Source organism: Citrobacter sp. CK198, from assembly GCF_030333295.1.
In the GTDB taxonomy this organism is placed as follows: Bacteria; Pseudomonadota; Gammaproteobacteria; order Enterobacterales; family Enterobacteriaceae; genus Citrobacter_B; species Citrobacter_B koseri.
Genome location: NZ_JAOWGE010000028.1, coordinates 43612 through 66001, shown reverse-complemented (window position 1 = coordinate 66001; position 22390 = coordinate 43612). Strand labels below are relative to the sequence as shown.

The 22390-nt window shown below is 53.5% G+C and carries 20 protein-coding genes; 5 read left to right on the top strand and 15 right to left on the bottom strand.

Annotated elements, in window-relative coordinates; all coding sequences use genetic code 11:
• Positions 1 to 191: 191 nt before the first annotated feature.
• Both rhlE and dinG read left to right on the top strand, forming a co-directional pair.
• Positions 192 to 1550, top strand: coding sequence for an ATP-dependent RNA helicase RhlE (gene rhlE / locus OGY62_RS06795; RefSeq protein WP_286459408.1), 1359 nt, complete (start codon positions 192 to 194; stop codon positions 1548 to 1550).
• Positions 1551 to 1646: 96 nt separating this feature from the next.
• Complete coding sequence (gene dinG, locus OGY62_RS06790; protein WP_286459406.1) at positions 1647 to 3824, top strand: ATP-dependent DNA helicase DinG; 2178 nt, start codon at positions 1647 to 1649, stop codon at positions 3822 to 3824.
• On the opposite strand, the gene OGY62_RS06785 is transcribed toward dinG, so the two are convergent.
• From OGY62_RS06785 to OGY62_RS06765, 5 genes are all read right to left on the bottom strand, one after another.
• Positions 3811 to 4314 (bottom strand): fimbrial protein, encoded by a 504-nt coding sequence (locus OGY62_RS06785; protein ID WP_286459404.1) that lies wholly within the window; start codon positions 4312 to 4314, stop codon positions 3811 to 3813. The two genes, dinG and OGY62_RS06785, sit on opposite strands and share 14 nt — an antisense overlap.
• Positions 4315 to 4319: 5 nt before the next feature.
• Positions 4320 to 5309: a fimbrial protein gene (locus tag OGY62_RS06780; protein ID WP_286459403.1), complete on the bottom strand. Its 990-nt coding sequence runs from the start codon at positions 5307 to 5309 to the stop codon at positions 4320 to 4322.
• 22 nt (positions 5310 to 5331) lie between these two features.
• Positions 5332 to 7875, bottom strand: coding sequence for a fimbria/pilus outer membrane usher protein (locus OGY62_RS06775; RefSeq protein WP_286459401.1), 2544 nt, complete (start codon positions 7873 to 7875; stop codon positions 5332 to 5334).
• A gap of 30 nt (positions 7876 to 7905) precedes the next feature.
• The gene (locus OGY62_RS06770) at positions 7906 to 8580 is read right to left on the bottom strand and encodes a fimbrial biogenesis chaperone (protein WP_115181810.1); all 675 of its coding nucleotides are present in this window, start codon (positions 8578 to 8580) and stop codon (positions 7906 to 7908) included.
• 69 nt (positions 8581 to 8649) lie between these two features.
• Positions 8650 to 9186 (bottom strand): fimbrial protein, encoded by a 537-nt coding sequence (locus tag OGY62_RS06765; RefSeq protein ID WP_047457960.1) that lies wholly within the window; start codon positions 9184 to 9186, stop codon positions 8650 to 8652.
• A gap of 253 nt (positions 9187 to 9439) precedes the next feature.
• On the opposite strand from OGY62_RS06765, the gene ybiB reads away from it, so the two are divergent.
• Complete coding sequence (gene ybiB, locus OGY62_RS06760; protein WP_012133171.1) at positions 9440 to 10408, top strand: DNA-binding protein YbiB; 969 nt, start codon at positions 9440 to 9442, stop codon at positions 10406 to 10408.
• 121 nt (positions 10409 to 10529) lie between these two features.
• Here ybiB and ybiJ read toward each other — a convergent pair whose 3' ends face one another.
• The 3 genes from ybiJ to mcbA all read right to left on the bottom strand — a co-directional run bounded on the left by ybiJ (position 10530) and on the right by mcbA (position 11796).
• A complete protein-coding gene (gene ybiJ, locus OGY62_RS06755; RefSeq protein ID WP_012133170.1) occupies positions 10530 to 10790 on the bottom strand; it encodes a DUF1471 family protein YbiJ in 261 nt (86 codons plus the stop codon).
• Positions 10791 to 11077: 287 nt separating this feature from the next.
• Complete coding sequence (locus OGY62_RS06750) at positions 11078 to 11344, bottom strand: DksA/TraR family C4-type zinc finger protein (RefSeq protein ID WP_047457957.1); 267 nt, start codon at positions 11342 to 11344, stop codon at positions 11078 to 11080.
• Between the two features lie 191 nt (positions 11345 to 11535).
• Complete coding sequence (mcbA, locus tag OGY62_RS06745; RefSeq protein WP_012133167.1) at positions 11536 to 11796, bottom strand: DUF1471 family periplasmic protein McbA; 261 nt, start codon at positions 11794 to 11796, stop codon at positions 11536 to 11538.
• A 286-nt stretch (positions 11797 to 12082) separates the two neighbouring features.
• Here mcbA and rlmF point away from each other — a divergent pair, with 286 nt between their 5' ends.
• Positions 12083 to 13009 carry a 23S rRNA (adenine(1618)-N(6))-methyltransferase RlmF gene (gene rlmF, locus OGY62_RS06740; RefSeq protein ID WP_115181809.1) on the top strand — a complete coding sequence of 309 codons (927 nt, stop codon included), beginning with the start codon at positions 12083 to 12085 and terminating at the stop codon, positions 13007 to 13009.
• On the opposite strand, the gene ybiO is transcribed toward rlmF, so the two are convergent.
• The 6 genes from ybiO to rhtA all read right to left on the bottom strand — a co-directional run bounded on the left by ybiO (position 13006) and on the right by rhtA (position 19637).
• The gene (gene ybiO / locus OGY62_RS06735) at positions 13006 to 15240 is read right to left on the bottom strand and encodes a mechanosensitive channel protein (RefSeq protein WP_115181808.1); all 2235 of its coding nucleotides are present in this window, start codon (positions 15238 to 15240) and stop codon (positions 13006 to 13008) included. The genes rlmF and ybiO overlap by 4 nt on opposite strands.
• A 118-nt stretch (positions 15241 to 15358) precedes the next feature.
• Positions 15359 to 16081: a glutamine ABC transporter ATP-binding protein GlnQ gene (gene glnQ, locus OGY62_RS06730; protein WP_012133163.1), complete on the bottom strand. Its 723-nt coding sequence runs from the start codon at positions 16079 to 16081 to the stop codon at positions 15359 to 15361.
• Complete coding sequence (glnP, locus tag OGY62_RS06725; protein WP_012133162.1) at positions 16078 to 16737, bottom strand: glutamine ABC transporter permease GlnP; 660 nt, start codon at positions 16735 to 16737, stop codon at positions 16078 to 16080. The genes glnQ and glnP overlap by 4 nt, the downstream gene beginning before the upstream one ends.
• 95 nt (positions 16738 to 16832) lie before the next feature.
• Positions 16833 to 17579, bottom strand: a complete 747-nt coding sequence (gene glnH, locus OGY62_RS06720) for a glutamine ABC transporter substrate-binding protein GlnH (protein ID WP_012133160.1) — start codon at positions 17577 to 17579, stop codon at positions 16833 to 16835.
• A 364-nt stretch (positions 17580 to 17943) separates the two neighbouring features.
• Positions 17944 to 18447 carry a DNA starvation/stationary phase protection protein Dps gene (dps, locus tag OGY62_RS06715; RefSeq protein WP_012133159.1) on the bottom strand — a complete coding sequence of 168 codons (504 nt, stop codon included), beginning with the start codon at positions 18445 to 18447 and terminating at the stop codon, positions 17944 to 17946.
• A gap of 305 nt (positions 18448 to 18752) precedes the next feature.
• Positions 18753 to 19637, bottom strand: coding sequence for a threonine/homoserine exporter RhtA (gene rhtA / locus OGY62_RS06710; protein WP_012133156.1), 885 nt, complete (start codon positions 19635 to 19637; stop codon positions 18753 to 18755).
• 353 nt (positions 19638 to 19990) lie between these two features.
• Here rhtA and ompX point away from each other — a divergent pair, with 353 nt between their 5' ends.
• On the top strand, positions 19991 to 20506 hold the full coding sequence (gene ompX, locus OGY62_RS06705; RefSeq protein ID WP_012133153.1) for an outer membrane protein OmpX: 516 nt from the start codon (positions 19991 to 19993) through the stop codon (positions 20504 to 20506).
• Positions 20507 to 20656: 150 nt separating this feature from the next.
• On the opposite strand, the gene OGY62_RS06700 is transcribed toward ompX, so the two are convergent.
• Positions 20657 to 22243, bottom strand: coding sequence for a phosphoethanolamine transferase (locus OGY62_RS06700; protein ID WP_286459398.1), 1587 nt, complete (start codon positions 22241 to 22243; stop codon positions 20657 to 20659).
• Positions 22244 to 22390 lie beyond the last annotated feature (147 nt).

Below are 22390 nucleotides of genomic sequence, written 5' to 3'. Positions count from 1 at the left end.
TATGACCGATAATTGTTCTTGTCCAGTGTGGTGGTTTATTTTGTTTTTTCCAGTCACGGGGATAATTTATGCGGTATGTCACAAAAACTGCTACACTCCGCCCCTTCATGACATTGTGGTTTTTGTCATCCCTCTTGTGAGTATCTCCCTGAAAACTACACCGGTAACGGTCGGGGCGGTTCGGAGTAGTTATGTCTTTTGATTCCCTTGGGTTGAATTCTGATATTTTGCGCGCGATTGCCGAGCAGGGTTACCGTGAACCTACCCCTATTCAGCAGCAGGCGATCCCTGCGGTGCTGGAAGGCCGCGACCTGATGGCCAGCGCCCAGACGGGGACGGGTAAAACAGCCGGTTTTACGCTGCCGCTGTTACAACATCTGATCACGCAGCAGCCGCACGCGAAGGGCCGTCGCCCGGTACGCGCGTTGATTCTGACGCCGACCCGTGAGCTGGCGGCGCAAATTGGTGAGAACGTCCGGGATTACAGTAAATACCTGAACATTCGCTCTCTGGTCGTGTTTGGCGGCGTCAGCATTAACCCGCAGATGATGAAACTGCGCGGCGGCGTTGACGTGCTGGTGGCAACGCCGGGGCGTTTGCTCGACCTGGAACATCAAAACGCGGTGAAGCTGGATCAGATTGAGATTCTGGTGCTGGATGAAGCTGACCGTATGCTCGACATGGGCTTTATCCACGATATTCGCCGCGTGCTGGCAAAACTGCCGCCGAAGCGCCAGAACCTGCTGTTCTCCGCCACATTCTCCGATGACATTAAAGCGCTTGCTGAGAAGCTGTTGCATAACCCGCTGGAAATTGAAGTGGCGCGCCGTAATACCGCTTCTGAGCAGGTGACCCAGCACGTTCATTTCGTGGATAAAAAACGCAAGCGCGAACTGTTGTCGCAGATGATTGGCAAAGGCAACTGGCAGCAGGTGCTGGTCTTTACCCGAACCAAACACGGCGCCAACCATCTGGCGGAACAGCTGAATAAAGACGGTATTCGCAGTGCGGCGATCCACGGTAATAAATCTCAGGGCGCGCGTACCCGTGCACTGGCTGATTTCAAATCCGGCGATATCCGCGTCCTGGTGGCGACCGACATCGCGGCGCGCGGGCTGGATATCGAAGAGCTGCCGCATGTGGTGAACTATGAGCTGCCAAACGTCCCGGAAGATTACGTGCACCGTATCGGCCGTACCGGTCGTGCCGCCGCGACCGGCGAAGCGTTATCGCTGGTCTGCGTTGATGAACACAAACTGCTGCGCGATATCGAGAAGCTGCTGAAAAAAGAGATCCCGCGCATCACCACGCCGGGTTATGAACCGGACCCGTCAATTAAAGCGGAGCCGATTCAGAACGGTCGCCAGCAGCAGCGTGGCGGCGGTGGTCGCGGCCGAGGCCAGGGTCAGGGGCAGGGTGGAGCAGGCCGTGCCCAGCAACCGCGTCGCAATGATGGCGGGGCGCCGAAAGCCAAACCGCGCAGCGGAGAAGGTAAGCCAGGCGGCGATAAACCACGTCCGCCGCGCCGCCCGCGCAGACTGGCGGATTAATTGCGAGCCCGGCCGAAAGGTCGGGCTTTTCTTTTTGCGACCCGCGCCAGAAAGTGCCACAATAGTGGCTGTTTATACAGTATTTCAGGTTTTCTCATGGCATTGACCGCTGCGCTTAAAGCGCAAATCGCCGCCTGGTATAAGGCGCTTCAGGAGCAGATCCCCGACTTTATCCCCCGTGCGCCGCAGCGGCAGATGATTGCCGATGTCGCCAAAACGCTGGCGGGTGAAGAAGGTCGTCATCTGGCGATTGAGGCGCCGACCGGGGTCGGGAAAACCCTCTCTTACCTTATTCCCGGTATCGCCATCGCCCGCGAAGAACAAAAAACGCTGGTGGTGAGCACCGCCAACGTGGCGTTGCAGGATCAGATCTACAGCAAAGATCTCCCGCTGCTGCGCAAAATCATTCCTGACTTGCGGTTTACCGCCGCGTTTGGTCGTGGGCGCTACGTTTGCCCGCGTAATCTGGCGGCGCTGGCCAGCAGCGAACCGAATCAACAGGATCTGCTCGCGTTTCTGGATGACGAACTGACGCCGAATAATCAGGAAGAGCAAAAGCGCTGCGCCAGGTTAAAGGGCGATCTTGACAGCTACAAGTGGGACGGGTTGCGCGATCATACCGATATCGCCATTGACGACGCGCTCTGGAAGCGCCTGAGCACCGATAAAGCCAGTTGCCTGAACCGCAATTGCCATTACTACCGTGAATGCCCTTTTTTTGTCGCCCGACGGGAAATTCAGGAAGCTGAAGTGGTGGTGGCAAACCATGCGCTGGTGATGGCGGCGATGGAGAGTGAAGCGGTGCTGCCGGAGCCGAAAAATCTTCTGCTGGTGCTGGACGAAGGCCACCATCTGCCGGATGTCGCGCGCGACGCGCTGGAGATGAGCGCTGAGATCTCCGCCCCCTGGTATCGCCTGCAACTGGATCTGTTCACTAAGCTGGTGGTGACCTGCCTGGAACAGTTCCGCCCGAAAACCACGCCGCCGCTGGCGAATCCTGAGCGCCTGAATGCGCACTGCGAAGAGTTGTACGAGCTGATTGCCTCGCTCAACAACACCCTGAATCTGTATATGCCCGCGACGCAGAATGCTGAGCACCGCTTTGCGATGGGCGAGTTACCGGATGAGATCATGGCGATCTGCCAGCGACTGGCGAAGCTGACGGAAATGCTGCGTGGGCTGGCGGAGCTGTTCCTTAACGATCTCAGCGAGAAAACCGGCTCGCACGATATTGTGCGCCTGCACCGGGTGATTTTGCAGATGAACCGCGCGCTGGGCATGTTTGAGGCGCAAAGCAAGCTCTGGCGGCTGGCGTCGCTGGCGCAGTCTTCCGGTGCGCCGGTCTCGAAGTGGGCCACGCGGGAGGCGCGCGATGGGCAGATACACGTCTGGTTCCACTGTGTGGGCATTCGCGTCAGCGATCAGCTTGAAAGGCTGCTCTGGCGCAGCGTGCCGCATATTATTGTAACGTCGGCGACCCTGCGTTCGCTTAACAGCTTCTCGCGCTTGCAGGAGATGAGCGGCCTGAAGGAGAAAGCGGGCGATCGCTTTGTGGCGCTGGACTCCCCCTTTAATCATGTGGAACAGGGTAAAATTGTCATTCCGCAGATGCGCTATGAACCGTTGATTGATAACGAAGAGCAGCATATTGCGGAGATGGCGGCCTATTTCCGTCAGGCGCTGGAAAGCAAAAAACACCACGGCATGCTGGTTTTGTTTGCCAGCGGACGGGCGATGCAGCGCTTTCTGGAGCATGTGACCGATTTGCGTCTTTTGCTGCTGGTTCAGGGCGATCAGCCGCGCTATCGCCTGGTGGAACTGCACCGTAAGCGGGTGGCGAACGGCGAGCGCAGCGTGCTGATTGGCCTGCAATCTTTTGCCGAGGGGTTGGATCTGAAAGGCGACCTGCTGACTCAGGTGCATATTCACAAGATTGCGTTTCCTCCCATCGACAGCCCGGTGGTGATCACCGAAGGCGAGTGGCTGAAAAGCCTGAATCGCTACCCGTTTGAAGTGCAGAGCCTGCCAAGCGCGTCGTTTAACCTGATCCAGCAGGTGGGCCGTTTGATTCGTAGCCACGGCTGCTGGGGAGAGGTGGTGATTTACGACAAGCGTCTGTTAACCAAAAGCTACGGGCAACGTTTGCTGAATGCGCTCCCGGTATTTCCGATTGAACGCCCGGAAGTGCCGGAGGTAAAAAAACGCCCGACAAAAGTGGTTGCCGGGCGTAAAAAAAGCATCCGTGCGAAGGGGCGCGCTCCTACTGATAGGTAAACGTGACCTGTATGACGCTATCGAACGAGCCCGCGCTGACGGGAATGGACGTGGCGTAATAGCGGGCGGCTAACGGGAAAGTGGCCGTGTGATCGCTTTGGTTGATCAGCACGTTAAAACTTGCCTGCGGGGCGATGAGAATATTGTCCTGCCGATCGGCCAGCTCCAGCGCAAGCCCTTTCGCGCTGCCGCTGTTGGCAAATTTGGTCGGGTGTACGCTATCGGCCTGTCCGTAAAAAAACGCGTTGGCCAGCGTGAGTGTTTTTGGGCAATGCGTTACTTTCAGGGAAAACGCTTTCCATTCGCCGGTATCGCCTACGTCTTTGAAATCACTGGATGACGCCTGCCCCAAATCGACGGTTAAATCTTTACTGGCGCTGTCCACGGAGCAGGTGTTGGCATAGATGTTACCCACCATTTGCACCTGGATATCATCTGCGCAGGCATACGCCATCAGACCTGCGGTGAGTAAGAAAACCATTTTTTTCATCGCGATCACTTATAGGCCAGCGTAATCGTGGCGACGGTATTTGCCGGGCCTGGTGTAACGTCGTCGCTGATTTGCTCATAGCGGACCTGGAACGGAATATCCAGCGTTTCGTTGGCTTTTGCCTCGCTTTGCGTGTTGATGTAGTTGTCGAAGGTGGCGATATTGCCATCAAACAGCATTCTGACGCCGACGCCGGTCGCCATCCCGCTTTGCTGAGTCAGTTTCATCACGCCGGCAAAACCCGATTCGTAGCCATTCGCACTGGTGATCTTCACTTCAGGCTGTACGGTGGAATTACAATTGACCGTAACGTTAAAATTCTGTGCTGGCATCGAGAGGGTGCCTACTCCCATAAAATCACTGATCGGAAAGTCGCCCAGATTGACGGTCAGGTTTTTCGGTAACACGGAGCAGGTTACGGTTTCGAGATCCACATTGCCGGCATAGGCAATGTGGTTAGGACTCCCGATACCTTCGTGACCAAACACGCCAATCCCAAACTCTGTTTGCGCCTGCACCAGTGTACCGGAGGTCACGTCACTGCCGGTTTTCACCAGCTCAAGCGTGACGTTGAAGTTAAATGACTGCTGCCCATCGCTGGATACATAACCGATCGGCGTGCCGCGTGAATCGCACTGTACGCCGCCTGCGCCGCTGATCCGCTGGCCTTGCTCGTTCATCAGCGCGATGCCAACGCCGGGCACCCCGGAGTCGTACACCCCTCTCAGGCCTGGTATCTCAGCGCCTGTTCCGTAATAGCAGGAGACAATTTCCAGACCGCTATCAATACTTTGATCGCACTGTCCGGCAACGTGTACGGTTTGCTCTGTTCCTGGAATGGTCTCACCAATCGCCAGCGTCGTCGGTACGGAAACAGATGCCACGTTGATCATTTTGGGCATATCCGGCGTTGTGCAGGCCGCCTTTGCATGCGGCATAAACAAGGCTGCGCTGGCCAAAATCAGGAGGAAAAAACACTGTTTAATCATTTGCATAATGTTGAGTCTGCATGGTGAATCAATGACACTGCGCGGCAGCGTTAATGATGCTGGTTTTATGTCTCTCATCCGTTAACGTGTACTCTGCGACGCAGTGTTCGCTGGCATCCTGACCCCACGACACGAAGAGCGTTCCGTGCTGAGGTAAACCGGAGAGATAAGTCTGACCGCCGTTGCCAACAATAAACTCGCTGTCTTTATCGTCGGTGGTGACGGTTGCGCCAAAGGGCAACGGCTTACCGTTTTGCGTGAGCATCATTAAAACCCTGCTGCCCACGCGGGTGTTAAAACTGGCGCGGACTACCGCGCCGCGCGTTGGGGTTACTATTCGCGCGGCATGGGTTACGTCGGCATCGTCTGGCAGTGTTTCTGTGTCCAGGGCAATCGTGTTGTGACGGTAGGCTGATACAAATGGCACAACGGTATAGCCGCGAAAATCGGTTTTGACGCCGGTCTGATTGGTAATGTGCGTGCCATGTGTTCCCGGTGCTTTTACCAGCGCGATGGTTTCACCGAGCGGTTGCGTCAGAGTGATGCCGTTGGCGTGCGCCACAACGCCGCCTTGCAGACCCACATTAACGCTCCGTTGATGGCTGTCCTGGTTGACGCCGCCGCTCACTTCGCCATAGGTTCCTTTGTAATCGGCATTCATACTGGTTGAGTTGCCGCTTCCGGTATTGCTCACGCCTTCCTGGATATTCCAGTTCAGGTTGTCTTCGGCCAGAGCAGTACCGTTAAGGCCAATGTTTTGCGTGGCGCCGTCTTGACTGTTGTTCAGGTTGTACGTCGCCCAGGTGTTGTGCATCCAGTGGTCGAGTGGAACCGAAACGCTCAGCGCGAACTGGTTGTCATGGGTAACGGACTCACCGTTTTCATCGCTGTCGCTGGTGTTTTTGTTCATGCTGTAACTCAGGCTATAGCTCACGCCATGCCAGCTGTTGTTGTAGCTGAGGCTCATGGAGGTCATATCCTGGCGCTGGCTCCAGTAGGTCTCTTTGACCAGACTCAGCGTAAAAGACCCCCAACTTTCGCCGAGCGTCTGATCGACAGTGGCTTCGGTACGCGCGCGGCGCTGCTGCGGGGCGGACCAGTCGCTGGCGCGGGTATAGGACTCCATTGTGTCTTCCAGGGTGTAAAAACCCTTACTGTTATAGCGATACCCGGCCAGGGAAAAGTTGGTGCCTGCGCCTGCAAAATCTTTGCTGTAACGCACGCGCCATGACTGCCCCGTGCTGGCCTGTTGCTGTTTCAGCAATGCTTTGGCCCGCGTGACGTCGACAGAAAACGCGCCTAAATCCCCCAGGTTTTTCCCGGTGCCGATCGCCTGCGACTGGTAATGGCGGCTTTGCTGTACGCCGCCATAGGCGGTAAAACCATAAGGTAGACCGTAGATTGCGCTCCCCTGAGCAAATGGAGTTTGCTCGACGTCTTTGTCATAGGCGCGATAGCGACCGGCAGTCACGCTGTAGCGCAGATTTTTTTCACGCTGCAACACGGGTACGGAGGCGTAGGGCACCACGAAATGGCTTTCGCTACCGTCCGTCTCTTTGACGGTGACCTGCAAGTCGCCGCTGCTGCCCGTCGGGTAGAGATCGTTAATTTCAAATGCGCCTGGCGCTACGGTGTTCTGATAAATGACGTAGCCGTTCTGACGAACCATCACCAGGGCGTTACTGTGTGCGGTGCCACGGATAATCGGCGCATAGCCTTTTTCGCTATCCGGCAGCATGTCGCTGTCGGAATTGAGTTGTACGCCGGTATAAGGCACGCTGTCGAACACGTCCGCCGGAGAGGCGCTTTGCCCTACCGTGAGATCGCTTTTCATCGCCACGATATCGCGCTGCGCGTAGGTATAAACCGACGAGAATTTCTGCTGTTCGTCATGGCCCGTGACGTTACGATTCCAGGTTGAGTAATTGCGCACGCGCCAGGCGCCGATGTTGAACCCGGGACGCAGGTTGACATACTGGCTGCTGTTATCCTGTTCACCCTGCCGGCGGGCGTCGCTCTGACTGGCGTTGGCGCTGTAGTTCAGTAGACCGGCGGTAATGCCTTCATCGAACGTTTTTGGGTCGATATAACCGCGCGGAATCTGGCCCAGTGCTGACTGGGGAATACTGAGCAATAGCTGCTGGTTGCGCACGCGGAACGTGGCGGAGGCGGCGGGAATGACGCTTAAATCTGCACATTTTCCTAGTGCCATGAGCTTCGGAAACGCCTTCGTTTTAATGCCGAGACTCTTTAAATCATCCAGGCTGAAACAGGGCTGGAGTGAACGGTTGCCCTTAACATCTTTCTGTAATTTAAATGTGACATCGCGGGTGTCGACTTTATTATTATCAATAAAGATTGATACCTGGTATTTTCCTGGTGCTTGTCCTGGACCTTTTTCATATACCGATAAATCGGTTTTTTCCTGTCGGGGATTATCAATATCCAGGAGCGCCGGGTTAAAATAATCATCTGCCCGCGTTTGCTGCGCAAAACAGAACACTGCCAGGCCACATAACAGGGGCAGCAGTGTGAATAATTTGCAGGAAAATGGCTTTTTATCGCGGTACATGATTATTTTAGTTGCCTGTGCGCCGTTATCTTAATGGACAGGCTTAGACCAGGTTCGGCTGATGCTGCCGTAATCAGTAATAATGGAATAGGTCACGGTGTTACCGTCAGTATTGGTGGGCAGAGCCATGTGGGTTGCCGTTTCAGGTACTGCCCAGGTCGCTTTACTGATTTTATGACCATTAATCATCACGCTCTGGAAATTCATATAAAACGGCGTCGGGTTATTGACGACCAGATCGTGACCTTCACGATGCCATTCCAGTTTGTCAGCAACCTCTTCTGGCTTACCTTTCACGGAGGATGGGCGATACAATAATTTAATACGCGTGTTGATCGCGATTTGCAGGGTATTTACCCCCTCAACGTGTTTTGAAGATGGAATAGCCTTGATATTCAGCCAGTACAGCGATTCACGATCCTCGGGCAGATTGCCGCCTGTGCGAATAACCCGCAGAACGTTGTCTTCTTTCGCATTCAGGCGAAACAGCGGCGGCGTAATCAGAAAGGGGGTGTTGCCCGGATTTTTACTGCCGGAATCGACCCAGGATTGTACCAGATAGTCCGTTGAATCTGGGTTTGAAAGACCAAGCGAGGATTCCTTTTTGTCTCCCTGGTAAACAAGACGGGTGCCGTTAATAATAACGCCAGCATGCGCTGTCGCTGCTACCAGAAAAAGAGTGCCCAGTAAATAACCGTGACGCATAAATATTTCTCAGCATGAATAAAAGATATTAGCCCTGAAGAAAGGGCTAATATCTTCGGATGGATAATATCAGTTATAGATAACGGTAAAGGTAGATACGGAATTTGCCGGGCCGGCCGTAACGGCAGCCTGAGTCTGAATATAACGCGCTGCAAATTCCAGATCGTTTACCGTGCTTCCTGCCGTCAGTGGATATTGACGGGAAGGGGTATATAAGCTGACGGGTTGCTCTGACGAGTCGAGCAACTGAATTGCCACACCGGTAGCCGTCTCCGTGTCTGGCGTTAATGCCAGGGTCGTGCTGTTATCCGTATCCGGCGTACCGCCAAAATTAATGGCGGCAGAGGTCACCGTTTCCGGGCAGTCTTTTAGCTGAATATCGAATTTCGTTGGTGTGCTGGTAGAGCCTGCGCCAGAAAATACGGTTTTAGACACTCTGCCCAACTCGACATTTAGCGGGTTACTTAACCCATTAACGACCTGACAAGCGGAGTCAATGATTTCACCCGTAAAGTTAATCTGACCTTCGCCATTTGTTGCCGCAAATGCGGATGCGGAACATCCTACTGTTGCAGCGATGAATAAACCTAAAGCAACCTTGTTCATCATAAATCCTGGTGTATAAGTGGTGAAAACCAGCCTGAACGTTTTCACCGTGGACCCTCAATAACTCTTCGCCGGATATTTAATCAGATTGTTTACGGATTAGAATCGTGTATAAAAATCACAAATATTTGAACTAATGCTTGCGTTTTAATAATTACTACAAAAACAGGTGATTGATGACTGAGATAAAAAACTAACGGCCGGGTCTCCAGAGGGGCTATATTGTTAAAAAAATGTCGCAGTGGAGAATGTCATGGATTATCGCAAAATCATCAAAGAGGTCGGTCGAGGTAAAAATCACGCCCGCGACCTGGATCAGGATACCGCGCGCGGCCTGTATACCCATATGTTGAATGGCGATGTGCCCGAACTGGAAATGGGCGGCGTGTTGATCGCGTTGCGTATTAAAGGGGAAGGCGAAGCGGAGATGCTGGGCTTTTATGAAGCCATGCAGAACCACACGATTACGCTTACGCCGCCGGTCGCCAAACCGATGCCGATTGTCATCCCCAGCTACAACGGGGCGCGCAAACAGGCGAACCTGACGCCGTTGCTGGCGATTCTGCTGCATAAACTGGGCTTTCCGGTGGTGGTACATGGCGTAAGCGAAGATCCGACGCGCGTACTGACGGAGACCATTTTCGAACTGATGGGGATTGCGCCGACGCTGCACGCCGGTCAGGCTCAGGCGAAACTGGATGGGCACGAGCCGGTGTTTATTCCTGTTGGTACGCTGTGCCCACCGCTGGAAAAACAGCTGGCAATGCGCTGGCGGCTGGGCGTGCGTAACAGCGCGCACACGCTGGCGAAGTTAGCGACGCCGTTTGCGGAAGATGCCGCCTTGCGGTTGTCCAGCGTCTCGCACCCGGAGTACGTTCCGCGCGTCGCGAAATTTTTTGCCGACATCGGCGGGCGCGGTTTGCTGATGCACGGCACGGAAGGGGAGGTGTATGCCAATCCACAGCGTTGCCCGCAAATCAGCCTGATCGACCGTTCCGGCGTGCAGGTGCTTCAGGATCGCCAGAGCGAGATGCCCGACGAGCCGGTGCCGCTGCCTGCGGCAAAAGACCCGGAAACCACCGCTCGCTGGATTGAGCGCTGCCTGGCGGGAAGCGAGCCGATCCCGGCTTCCCTGAAAATTCAGATGGCGTGCTGTCTGGTGGCTACGGGAGAAGCGGCGACGTTAACGGAAGGGCTTGCGCGGGTAGCGCAGCATTTTTAAACGTCAGGCAAAAAAAAGCCCGTCCAGTGGCGGACGGGCGAACAAGGGTAACACAGGTTCAATGAGGGTTGGAGCAGTGTGTCTGTCGGCAAACAGACGGGTATAACAGAAACGTGTGAAATTATTTGTAGATAACAGCAGTGCCGCTCATTTTGTTGTTGTTGGTTGCGGAAGTGATGCTATAACCGGTTGCGCCGGCAGCTGCCGCTTTCTCAGCCAGTTTCGCTTCCAGGCCATCCAGAGTGGTGGCGCCTTCCGCAGAAACAACACCGATTTTATTCATGCTTTGCGCCTGGGAAGCCGTTACCGGCTCGGCAGCGAAAACGCCAAATGACAGGGTAGACAGAGCGATAGCAGCAACAGCATATTTGATATTTTTCATGATTAATCTCTCGCAGGTTATTCTTGTGTAGTAAGACGTTGTTCCGTCGATGTGATAAGTATCACGGTTTTTTGCGGGAGATAAAATCGAATAGAATTGACGTCATCCATCAAATAATTTGAATGACAAATAACTTATTGATTATTAATAAATTCAAAACATGGATTTACGCTTCTTGCCGTTTCACTTTACAGAAGAGAGAGTAACGGCACATTTTGCCACGCAGAAGGTGAAAAAGCATGAGAGTAAAAGAACATGCTTACGCTGTTGTTTTACGTAAAGAAAAGTTAGCGTAACTGGCTATCTTTCGATCCTCTGCGATTATATCCTGAGAATGTTGCGTTATGTAAATCTTTCTCCTGCTGGCAGGCAATGCATAGCCTTACTCCCGGAACGGCTTTACGCCGCGCTTCCGGGATAGGATCGCCGCACTCTTCACATTCATACAGGCTTTCGCCTTGAGGAATTTCGCCGCGAGCGCGGGCGACAGCATCTTCAATGGTATTGTTGATTTGTTCATTAACGGCGTCGTCGTTCGCCCACCCGGATGCCATATACCGGTTCCTCCCCCTTTATTCCACACGGTAAGTGTAGTGAATATGGGGTCAAAAATCGTACAGTCAATAGCGCAGAAGCAGGCCGGTATATCAGTCAGCGAAAAACATCAGCGAATGAAAGAGACGGGGGAAGTTTTCCATGCTAAGGAAAACTGCATTCGGTGGGAATGCAGTTACCTGGTAGGGGGTTATTTGTAGATAGTGGCAGTGCCATACATTTGGTTATCGCCACCGGCAGAATTGACGACAAAACCTTTGGCGCCTTGTTCACGCGCTTTTTCTGCCAGTTTATTTTCAAGTTCGCTCAGCGTCGTCGCGCCCGTCGCCGAGACGGTTCCGGCGGGTCTGAGCTGGCCTGCTTCTGAGCTGCTAAGCGGCTGCGCGGCGAATGCACTAAAACTCATGCCAGTGAGCAGAGCAGCAGCCAGTACGGTGAGGCATTTTTTCATAACGGCATCCTCTTAGAAACAACAGGTGGTGCCTCATAAGTTTAGGACGTTGATGACGCAAAATTAACGCAAAAAATTGATTATGATGTGCTTGTTTTTTGAACGATATTTTTTGACGAATATTGACAAATCAATGACATACAGATTATTGATTTTCCAGGATTTTGTCGCTAAGCCTGCGGAGCGACCCGTGTTCGTTTGCGGTATAAGCGGGCTTTCTCCGTCAGGTTTGTTTACCGCGTTGCGTTATGCGAGTATCTTACGCCGCTGCTAAAAGGAGAATGCCATGTCTGCCCAGAAACCGGGATTGCACCCACGTAATCGCCATCATCATCGTTACGATCTCGCGACGTTATGCCAGGTCACGCCAGAACTGGCGCAATTTCTTACCCGTACGCCTGCGGGTGAGCAAAGCGTTGATTTCGCGAATCCTCTGGCAGTCAAGGCGCTCAATAAAGCGCTGCTGGCGTATTTCTATCAGGTGGCAAACTGGGATATTCCCGAAGGCTTTCTGTGCCCGCCGGTGCCAGGCCGCGCCGATTATATTCACCATCTGGCGGATCTGCTGGGCGAAACCACAGGCGCGATTCCGGCGGATGCGAGCGTGCTGGATGTGGGGACAGGAGCGAACTGCATTTACCCGCTTATCGGCGTGCATGAATACGGCTGGCGCTTTACCGGCAGCGAAGTCCATGCGCAGGCGCTGGCCAGCGCCCAGACGATCATCAGCGGCAACCCAGGATTAACCCGATCGATTCGTCTGCGTCGGCAGAAAGATCCTGCGGCAATCTTCAACGGCATCATTCATAAGAATGAACAGTATGACGCTACGCTGTGCAATCCGCCGTTCCACGATTCGGCAGCTTCTGCCCGTGCGGGAAGCGAGCGCAAACGTCGCAATCTGGGGCAGGATAAAAACGATGCCCTGAATTTTGGCGGCCAGCAGCAGGAACTCTGGTGCGAAGGTGGGGAAGTGGCGTTTATCAAAACGATGATCGCGGAAAGCCAGGCCTTTGGCCGCCAGGTGATGTGGTTCACCACGTTAGTGTCGCGCGGCGAAAATTTGCCGCCGCTGTACCGCGCGCTGACGGACGTCGGGGCGGTAAAAGTGGTCAAAAAGGAGATGGCCCAGGGGCAAAAGCAGAGCCGCTTTATTGCCTGGACCTTTATGGATGACGATCAGCGTCGCCGTTTTATGGCGCGTAAGCGCTAAAGCGTGGGTTCGCTCGGCGGCAGGGGGTCTGTCGCTGGCGCCTGACCGATCGTCGGTGCGGGCAGTACCTGATACGTTTGCACCGGCGCGCGAACGCCTGCCAGATCGAAATGTTTTTTCACCTGGCTGTCGAGCGCGAAGCGTACCGTCCACTGTTTTAAGGGCAAGGTGGTAAAGGAGACCCGCAGCGTAAAAGCGGTATTGGTCAGCCCGACGATCCCGGAGAATGACGGTTCTCCGATAATCAACCCGCGAATATCTTCCGTCTCCATCACCGCAGCCACCGCGTCCTTCAATGCCTGATTGGCTTTATCCGCATCTTCATGGCGATCCACGTCATAGTTAGCCACGACCGAACCAATGCCGCGCACAAAGTTCGCGAAGGTGGTAATCGAAGACCACGGAATAATGTGGTACGCCCCGGTATCCTGACGCACGCCTACCGAGCGAATCGACATTCGTTCCACCGTACCGGTCAGCGGGCCGATAGTCACCAGATCGCCGGTATTCATCCCATTTTCAAACTGGATGAATACGCCGGTAATTATATCTTTCACCAGCGTTTGCGAACCGAACGAAATCGCCAGCCCCAGCGCCCCGGCGCCGGCCAGTAAGGGGGCAATGTTCACGCCAATCTCTGACAGCACGATCATGATAGTGATTGTACTGATGATCACCGCCAGGGCGTTACGAAACAGCGTAAGCAGGGTTCGGGTACGCGCGCTGGGCAAGGGGCGGCCGTGAATATCTGACGCCAGGCGGTTCTCAATCAGGCTGGCGAGGATGGTCCATCCGACCGCAGAGAAAAAGAGGATCAGCGCAATGCGGATCAGAATATCGACGGTTTTTTCTCCCGCGCCGTTGTGCAGCCAGTTCCAGAAGTCGAATAACCCCCAGGCGTTGAGCAACAGCATGATCGCCACGCAAACCGTCAAGATTCGCGCGGCTTTCAGGGCGGTTGACAGCCAGCCGTTCAGCCGTTTTTGCAGCTCAGGATAGTTGCGCTGCGTAGGGGGCGACAGCGTAATGGTTTTGGCTATCCAGCGTGAGAACATGCCGGAAACAAACGCGGCGACACCGATAATGAGCAGGCTGCGTACCGTCGCGCCCATCATAAACTTCAGGCTGTTGCCCGGGTCGAACAATGAGAAGAAAAACAGCACGATAAAATAGGCGCTGGCCAGCCAGTGCCACACCAGCGCGAAGGCGCGAATAAACAGACTGAAAAAGGCCAGCGACCGTTCCGCGAGATTCAGCAGATGTTGGGTGATCTCTTTTTTGTTTTTGAAGATCAGATACAGCGCCCACAGCGTAATGCACAGCATGATGATGACGTTTGCCATCGCGCCGACCTGGACGTTGACCTGGTTGGAGATAATCGGCACGGCGACGATCAGACCATAGCCGATCAGGCTACTGAGCGAACTCAGACGGCGATTCCAGTAGCGTGCGCTGGCGTCCTGAATCGTGAACGGACGCAACTCCGCTACGTTAGGGCAAAAGATCAGGCGCAGAATGGCTTTGAAAAACTCAATCAGGGCAAACGCGTTCAGGAACAGACTTTGTTGAAAGGCGATGGTTCGGCTGCCGGCGTTCATTCTGTCGCTCAGTATCTGCCCGACAAACAGGGTCAGCGCCAGCAGGAGCAGATCGATGATAAATGCGCCGATAATCATTGCGGGAAGCTGTAGCCAGTTGCTGCGGTCGCGATTTTTTTTGCGCGCCCACTGACCCATTTTGCGATACAGCGGCAGCGCGCAAAGCCGTATCAGCCAGTAAAAGACAAATACCGAAGCTGCCAGCATCAGGAAGTGGGTCAGGGCATTGGTAAATGTCTGCGTGTTAAACGGCTTATGCGGCGAGTCGGTGATGTTACGATAAAGCTGGGCAAAGCGCCCGGAGAGGGCTTCTCCGTAACGCCGGCTGATGTCGGTTACTTTCTCCAGTACCGTTTTTTCTTCCGTAACCGTGGGCGGTGTTATCGTGGGGACGGGCTCTGGCGGCGGCGTGGCGGCGACTTTTCGTAGCTGGTCGATGAGCTCCTTGCGAGAGGTCTCGTTTTCCAGCACATCCGCCAGCGCTGCGTAGGCGGCTTTCTTTTGTTCGACATCGGGTTCAGCCGCAGGCGCGGCCTCCTGACTGCCTGAGGCGTCCGTTGTGACGCCGGGGATCGCGACCGCATGCGCGGGGGCGCCCAGCAGTAAAAAGAGGATGAACAGGATCCGCCGCATGACTCCTCCTGTGAGAAATATAAGCAAAAAGATAAGTATAGATGCTTAAAGAGGAGGGATTTGAAATGGGAGGATTCCGGGGAAACCCTCCCTTCCGGGCGGAAGGGAGGGGCGTGCCTCAGGAAACGTGCTGCAAGAACTCCTGCAAACGCTGGCTGGGCGGATTTTCAATCAGGGTTTGCGGATTACCGTCTTCCGCAATGCGCCCTTTATCGATGAAAATCAGACGGGAGGCCACTTTCTCGGCAAAGCCGATTTCGTGGGTCACAATGACCATTGTCATCCCTTCTTCCGCCAGATCCTGCATGACTTTCAGCACTTCGTGACGCAGTTCCGGGTCCAGCGCGGAGGTCGGTTCGTCAAACAGCATCATTTTCGGCTTCACCGCCAGCGCGCGGGCAATCGCCACACGCTGCTGCTGACCGCCGGAAAGTTCGGAAGGGTAGTGATGCGCGCGCTCTGCCAGCCCGACTTTCGCTAATAACTCTTTGGCCTGCTTTTCGGCATCTTCTTTCTTCGCGCCGCGCACGCGCAGCGGCCCGAACATGACGTTTTCTAGCGCCGTCAGATGCGGGAAGAGATAGAACTGCTGGAACACCATGCCGGCTTCCTGACGGATTAACCGCTCATCCACCTTCGGATCGTTCACTTTCAGACCATCAACAATCAACTCGCCGGACGTGATCTCTTCCAGTTTGTTGATGCAGCGCAGCAGAGTGGACTTCCCGGAGCCGGATGGCCCGATGATGACCACCACTTCACCCTGTTTGATGTTCAGATCAATATTGTGCAGCACCTGGGTTGGCCCAAAATGCTTGGAGACGTTTTTAAATTCAATCACAGGATTTTCATCCTTCTTTCCAGACGACGCAGAATGAAGCTCAGCACCAGCGTAATGATCAGATAGAACACCGCAACGGCACTCCAGATTTCCAGCGCGCGGAAGTTACCGGCGATGATTTCCTGCCCCTGACGAGTCAGTTCAGCGACGCCGATAACAATAAACAGCGAGGTATCTTTGATGCTGATAATCCACTGATTACCGAGCGGCGGCAGCATACGGCGCAGCGCGAGCGGTAAAATAACGTGGCGAATGGTTTCGCCGCGAGACAGCCCTAACGCCAGGCCCGCTTCGCGAAAACCTTTGTGGATAGACAGCACCGCACCGCGCGTGATTTCTGCAATGTACGCGCCCGAGTTAATCATGATGGTGACAACGGCGGCGCTGAAGGGATCAATTCGCAGATCGTTAAACGCCATCGGCAACGCGAAGTAGATAAACATCACCTGCACAACGATAGGCGTACCGCGAATCACTTCGATAAAGACCAGCGCAACGTGGTTGGCGATCCAACCACCAAAGGTGCGCGCAAAACCCGCAAGCAGCCCGATGACCAGGCCGCCAGCCAGACCAAGGATTGAAATCCACAGGGTCATTTTGGCGCCTTCAATCAATAGCGGGATGGCGGGCCAGATGGCACTCCAGTCAAACTCCATAAATTGTTCCTGTTACCGTGGTGAAAATACTCAAAGGCCTGTACGCCCGGTAAGCGCAAGCGCCACCGGGCGTAACGAGCTAAAATACAGCGTTATTATTTAGGTTCAGTACCGAACCATTTTTTGTAGATTTCGTTATAGGTGCCGTTTTCACGCAGCGTTTTCAGCGCGCCGTTCACTTTCTCACGCAGTTCGTCGCTGCCTTTCGGGAAGGCGATGCCGTATTGCTGCGCTTCCAGAGACTCACCTACCGCTTTAAACTGACCATTGCCCGCGGTTTTGATGAAATAGAGGATGTTTGGCGTATCGTGCAGAACGGCGTCTGCGCGGTTGGTGCCCAGTTCCATGTAGGCGTTATCGATGTTCGGGAACTGACGCAGATCTTTGGTTTTGATGTTTGCTTTCGCGTAATCGACAGAACCGGTGCCGCTCTTCACCGCAACCACTTTGCCGTCGAGGTCTTTCACGCTTTTCACATCGTTGTTATTGGCTTTCACCATGACCAACAGACCGCTTTTGTAATAGCCGTCAGAGAAGTCGATCGCTTTTTTACGTTCGTCGGTGATCGTGATGCCTGCCAGCGCCAGGTCGACGTTTTTGGTTTGCAGCGCCGGGATGATGCCGCTGAAATCCATCGGTTTCAGGGTGTAGTCCAGATTCAGCTCTTTCGCGACAGCGGCCCACAGATCCACATCAAAGCCAACGTATTTGTCGCCCTGTTTGAATTCAAACGGAACGAACGCCGTGTCGGTTGCCACGACGAGTTTCTTATCCGCGGCGTGAGAAGACACCGCAAAAGCCAGGGTAAGTGCAGCCAGTGAAACTTTTAATACAGACTTCATAGCATTTCCTTTTATATCCACGGGGCGATCCCCTGCGAGAACATATGGCGTAATGAAAGAATCGTGCCAATTATGCAACTCATTGTTTTAAAAAGAAGGTGTTTCATTTTAATGCACAATAAGCGTGGCAAAACTGACGGATTGCACCGTTTTGGGGCACTGATTTAGTGCAGACCGAATCGGGTGCAAACGGTATGACTATTTAGCGCAAAAAATGTTGCTAAAACAATCTCTCGTTAACGATTGTGTGAGGTGATTATTACAAATATTTTACTTTACGGCAGGGCGGAAGAAATTTGATGCACTATAAAAGTGCAAAACCCCCGCCGAAGCGAGGGTTCATAGGTCTTACTTATCATGCTGCTTATTCGATGTTGGCTTCGATGAACCACAGGAATTTATCGAGGTCGCGGGAAGCAGCGGTAAAGATATCAGCAGTGTCTTCGTCTTTGGCTTCGCTGATGGCTTTACGAACATCATTGGCGACAACAGAGTAACGATCCGCCAGCTCTTTCAGGTGATCCTGAACGCTATGGATATCCAGCGGGTAGCTTTTCAGCGGTGTTTTGCTGTTAATCACTTGCGTTGTCCCTAATGCCACGCCACCCAGCTGTACGGCACGTTCTGCCATGGTATCAAGGTGGTCGGTCAGCGCTGTACGGAAGCCATCCAGCATCTCATGTACGGCAATAAAGTTAGCACCGCGCATATTCCAGTGAGCCTGCTTAGTGATCAGTGACAGGTCAATGAACTGGATCACCTGACGATTCAGCAACTCAACCGTCGCTTTCTTATCGCTGTCTGATACATCGTTGCGGGTATAAAGCAGATTAGACGCTTTCGTTTTTACCAGTTTAGCGGTACTCATAATCTCATATCCTCTTGATGTTTTGTGTCCCAGGTAATTAACGAAACTAAGTATAGCACCGGTTTTTCATTTTGCTTTTCTGTCTGTGCCTATCACTTTAATAGTGCAGAAAGTGTTTAATATTGAAAATGATTAAAAATCAATATGTTATTAAATTAAGTGTCAGCATGTTAATAATTCTCATTCACTGTGAGCGATAAACATAAATAGGTTTGCAGGCAGCAGAAAAATAGCGGAGATAATAATAATGAGAAGGATGAAAGCAATATTCTGCATGATTATGCAAATCATGCAGAATTGTAACGTTAATTAATGTCGACTTGCTGAATTTTCGTTTCCCGCCGGATGGTGAGCGTGGACCCCATCGAGGCGGCAATGATGGCGGCCAGGGCCAGAAGCTGCACCAGCGTCAGCGTTTCTCCCAGGAAAATCATCCCCGAAACGGCAGCCAGCGCGGGCTCCATGCTCATCAGCGTCCCAAACGTTCGCGTGGGCAGTCGCGTCAGCGCGATCATTTCCAGCGAGTAGGGCAGCGCCGTTGACAGCACGGCGACAGCCAGACCCAGTGGGAGAATCGACCAGTGCCATAATGCCTCTCCCGCCTGTAGCGCGCCAACCGGAACGAAAACGATCGCCGCAATGAGCGAGCCTACCGCCACGGTCGCGGGGCCGTGTTCTTCACCCGCCCGCTGCCCGGTCAGAATATAGATAGCCCAGCAGGCGCCTGCGCCGAGCGCCAGCGCGGCACCCGTTAAATCAACATGCGATACGCCCTGACCAAGCGGCAACAGGAACCAGAGTCCAAGCACGGCCAGCACAACCCAGATGAAATCGACAGGCCGTCTGGACGAGAACAGCGCGACCGCCAGCGGCCCGGTGAACTCCAGCGCAACGGCGATGCCGAGCGGCACCGTCTGAATCGACAGGTAAAACAGGTAGTTCATCCCGCCAAGCGACAGACCGTAAAACAGGAGCGGCAGCCGCTGTTCTCTGGCAAAGCGCAGACGCCAGGGCTTAAAGAACGCAATCAGGATTAGCGTGCCTAATGCCAGACGCAGTGCGGTAACGCCCGGCGCCCCGACGAGAGGGAACAGCGATTTCGCCAGTGAGGCTCCGCTCTGAATAGAGGACATCGCAATGAGCAAAACCAAAATAGGCAGCCAGACTGGCTTACGTGACGACCCCGGCATCCTTTCTCCTGTCAATTAATGTCAATAGAAGTAAAAAAGGCAGTGTAATAGAAATAACCTCTGACGGTTGAGTATTCGTTGAAAAAAAATCCCGGAGAATCCGTAAAATATCGATGAATTGATGGATTAATAAACTGCGTAATTAGGAATTATCTGGATGAATGTACCATATTGTGCGCGTAATAATGGTGCGCTTCACCGGAAAAGTGATGTTATTTGAAAGAGATAGCGGGTTATGGAAATGTTCTGTTACACGAAAAGACCCGTTAGACATCGCGAATCGCAAAGAGTTTCTCATCAATTTTTGATATATTTATAACTTAGGATTTACTTGAAGCACATTTGAGGTGGTTATGAAAAAAATTGCATGTCTTTCAGCACTGGCCGCTGTTCTGGCTATTTCCGCAGGTACTGCTGTAGCTGCTACTTCTACCGTTACGGGTGGTTACGCTCAGAGCGATGCTCAGGGCGCAGCGAACAAAATGAACGGTTTTAACCTGAAGTATCGCTACGAGCAGGACAACAACCCGCTGGGCGTAATCGGTTCCTTCACCTACACAGAAAAAGATCGTACTAACGGTGCTGGCGATTACAACAAAACTCAGTACTACGGCCTCACCGCCGGTCCTGCTTACCGTCTGAACGACTGGGCAAGCATCTACGGTGTTGTTGGTGTGGGTTACGGTAAATTCCAGACTGCTGCCACCCCGGCTGACAAACACGACACCAGCGACTACGGTTTCTCCTACGGTGCCGGTTTGCAGTTCAACCCGATCGAAAACGTTGCGCTGGACTTCTCCTATGAGCAGAGCCGTATCCGTAACGTGGACGTCGGCACCTGGATCGCCGGTGTTGGTTACCGCTTCTAATCACTTCGGTGATATGAAAAATCCGCCCCTCGGGGCGGATTTTTTTTGTCTGATGTGTAGGCCGGATAAGGTATTTATGCCGCCATCCGGCAATGCCTGATGGCGACGCTGAGGCGTCTTATCAGGCCTATAACATTACAGGACTACAGGTTAGCGCTGTTTGGTACTAAAAATATCCGTACCCAGATGATTGTAATCCACCTTCTGCAACTTGAAGTTGGTGATGAAGACCTGCCCGGCTTTCTGCTCAGAGATAAAACGGTATTTGGTTTTAATCTCTTTCGCGCTGATCCCCGTCCATTGCGAGAAAAAGCCTAAGAAATCATTTGCCGAGCGGCGCGCTTTAATCACGTGATGCGCTTTGTCATCGCTGGAAAGCACCATAAACGGCACCTGAAAATTCTGCTGATACCTGTCGTCATGCGCCAGATACTGCACCTCTTTCCCGCGCTCTTTAAATGCGAGACCATGATCCGAGAAGTAGACCATAGAGAAGCTGTCGCCGCTGTTACGCAACTGCGCGTACAGTTTTCCCAGCAGCGCGTCCGTTTGGGTCATGGTGTACAGGTAGCAAGAGGTCTCTTTCGACTGCACGAAAACGTCGTATTTTCCCTGCGTGCGATCGCAGGCCTGCGGATGCGAGCCCATCAGGTGCAGCACAATTAACTGCGGCTGCGTGCGTTCTGTCTCCAGTACCTGAGCGGTCATTTTTAACAGCGCATCGTCACGCGTATTCTTGTCGGCTTCGAAGTCTCCGCTTTTCAGGAAGTGCGCTTCATCGGCACGTTTCGCGATACTGGCGATAGCCGTATCGTATTCGCCGATTTGCCCCTGATTCGAGAACCACCAGGTCTGGAAACCGGCACGGTTGGCCAGCGTCACGAAGTTATCCTGGAATTGCGGCTTGTTGTCGACCACGCGGTTGAGCGTTAAACCGAGCGATTTTTGCGTTGAGCCGCTGGCGGCAACGTAATCCATGAAAAAATAACCGTTGGCGGTACTGGCGAACGGGGTGTTATCCCAGTGACCGCCGAATGCGCCCATTGCGTCACGCCGCGCACTTTCACCGATCACCACCACGTAGGTATGGTATCGGGGCTTAACCGCAGTGACCGTCCAGGTATCCTTCATCCCGGACAGCTTCGCCATCCGCTCTTGCTCCTCAATCACCTCATTGTTGTTGACGATGACATCCTTCACGAAGCGAAAAACCGGGTAGCCGGTGTCTTTTAATTTAAACACGCCGCCCCACGCCAGGTTTTGCACCGGCGCGACAAAAAAGGCGATGACGCTGAACAGCAGACACACGCTGTCCACAACGCGCCAGGCTTTTTTCTCCGTCTCTTGCTTACGGCGAACGGCAATCACGCCCAGTGCAAAGATAAAGAGGCCTACCAGATAGTTGTACCACGGGAAGATGGTCAGGATTTCGGTGGACTCTTCCACGTTGGTCGAATGCAGCGCCAGCAGCGTATTAAAGTTTGGCGAGCCGTAGGCCTGGCCGAACGGGAAATACATGGCGGCGATCAGCGAGCATAGCCCGATCAACACCTTTTGCGCGCGCGGCGAGGTGCGCCAGAGCAACAGCAATAGGCAGGTAAAGGCCGCTGTATAGAACAGGCTAAACGGGTAGCCCGACGCGAGGTTAATCAGCAGCGACTGTAAAAAGTAGAAGCCAGTCCACGGGCTAATGGCCCTGCTGCGGGCAATAAGCGAGTCTTTGAGGGTTAAATTCATATGCCACTATTGCAAAAACGCCATGTGCTCACCCTGGCGTTAAGGGTCAATACCTGCCGGAAAGTGCGTGAAGAGGGGATGGGGTCCGCATCTGCGAGCCGCAATATATGCAGGGCTGCGCAACGATAGAGCGTGTGTATAAGAAGG

Coding starts and splice junctions, on each gene's coding strand:
- OGY62_RS06780 (WP_286459403.1), bottom strand. CDS start 5,309: ATGCAAATGATTAAACAGTGTTTTTTCCTCCTGATTTTGGCCAGCGCA.
- dinG (WP_286459406.1), top strand. CDS start 1,647: ATGGCATTGACCGCTGCGCTTAAAGCGCAAATCGCCGCCTGGTATAAG.
- OGY62_RS06700 (WP_286459398.1), bottom strand. CDS start 22,243: ATGAATTTAACCCTCAAAGACTCGCTTATTGCCCGCAGCAGGGCCATT.
- ybiO (WP_115181808.1), bottom strand. CDS start 15,240: ATGCGGCGGATCCTGTTCATCCTCTTTTTACTGCTGGGCGCCCCCGCG.
- OGY62_RS06785 (WP_286459404.1), bottom strand. CDS start 4,314: ATGAAAAAAATGGTTTTCTTACTCACCGCAGGTCTGATGGCGTATGCC.
- OGY62_RS06750 (WP_047457957.1), bottom strand. CDS start 11,344: ATGGCATCCGGGTGGGCGAACGACGACGCCGTTAATGAACAAATCAAC.
- rhlE (WP_286459408.1), top strand. CDS start 192: ATGTCTTTTGATTCCCTTGGGTTGAATTCTGATATTTTGCGCGCGATT.
- OGY62_RS06770 (WP_115181810.1), bottom strand. CDS start 8,580: ATGCGTCACGGTTATTTACTGGGCACTCTTTTTCTGGTAGCAGCGACA.
- glnP (WP_012133162.1), bottom strand. CDS start 16,737: ATGGAGTTTGACTGGAGTGCCATCTGGCCCGCCATCCCGCTATTGATT.
- dps (WP_012133159.1), bottom strand. CDS start 18,447: ATGAGTACCGCTAAACTGGTAAAAACGAAAGCGTCTAATCTGCTTTAT.
- OGY62_RS06765 (WP_047457960.1), bottom strand. CDS start 9,186: ATGAACAAGGTTGCTTTAGGTTTATTCATCGCTGCAACAGTAGGATGT.
- glnH (WP_012133160.1), bottom strand. CDS start 17,579: ATGAAGTCTGTATTAAAAGTTTCACTGGCTGCACTTACCCTGGCTTTT.
- mcbA (WP_012133167.1), bottom strand. CDS start 11,796: ATGAAAAAATGCCTCACCGTACTGGCTGCTGCTCTGCTCACTGGCATG.
- OGY62_RS06775 (WP_286459401.1), bottom strand. CDS start 7,875: ATGTACCGCGATAAAAAGCCATTTTCCTGCAAATTATTCACACTGCTG.
- ybiJ (WP_012133170.1), bottom strand. CDS start 10,790: ATGAAAAATATCAAATATGCTGTTGCTGCTATCGCTCTGTCTACCCTG.
- ompX (WP_012133153.1), top strand. CDS start 19,991: ATGAAAAAAATTGCATGTCTTTCAGCACTGGCCGCTGTTCTGGCTATT.
- rhtA (WP_012133156.1), bottom strand. CDS start 19,637: ATGCCGGGGTCGTCACGTAAGCCAGTCTGGCTGCCTATTTTGGTTTTG.
- ybiB (WP_012133171.1), top strand. CDS start 9,440: ATGGATTATCGCAAAATCATCAAAGAGGTCGGTCGAGGTAAAAATCAC.
- rlmF (WP_115181809.1), top strand. CDS start 12,083: ATGTCTGCCCAGAAACCGGGATTGCACCCACGTAATCGCCATCATCAT.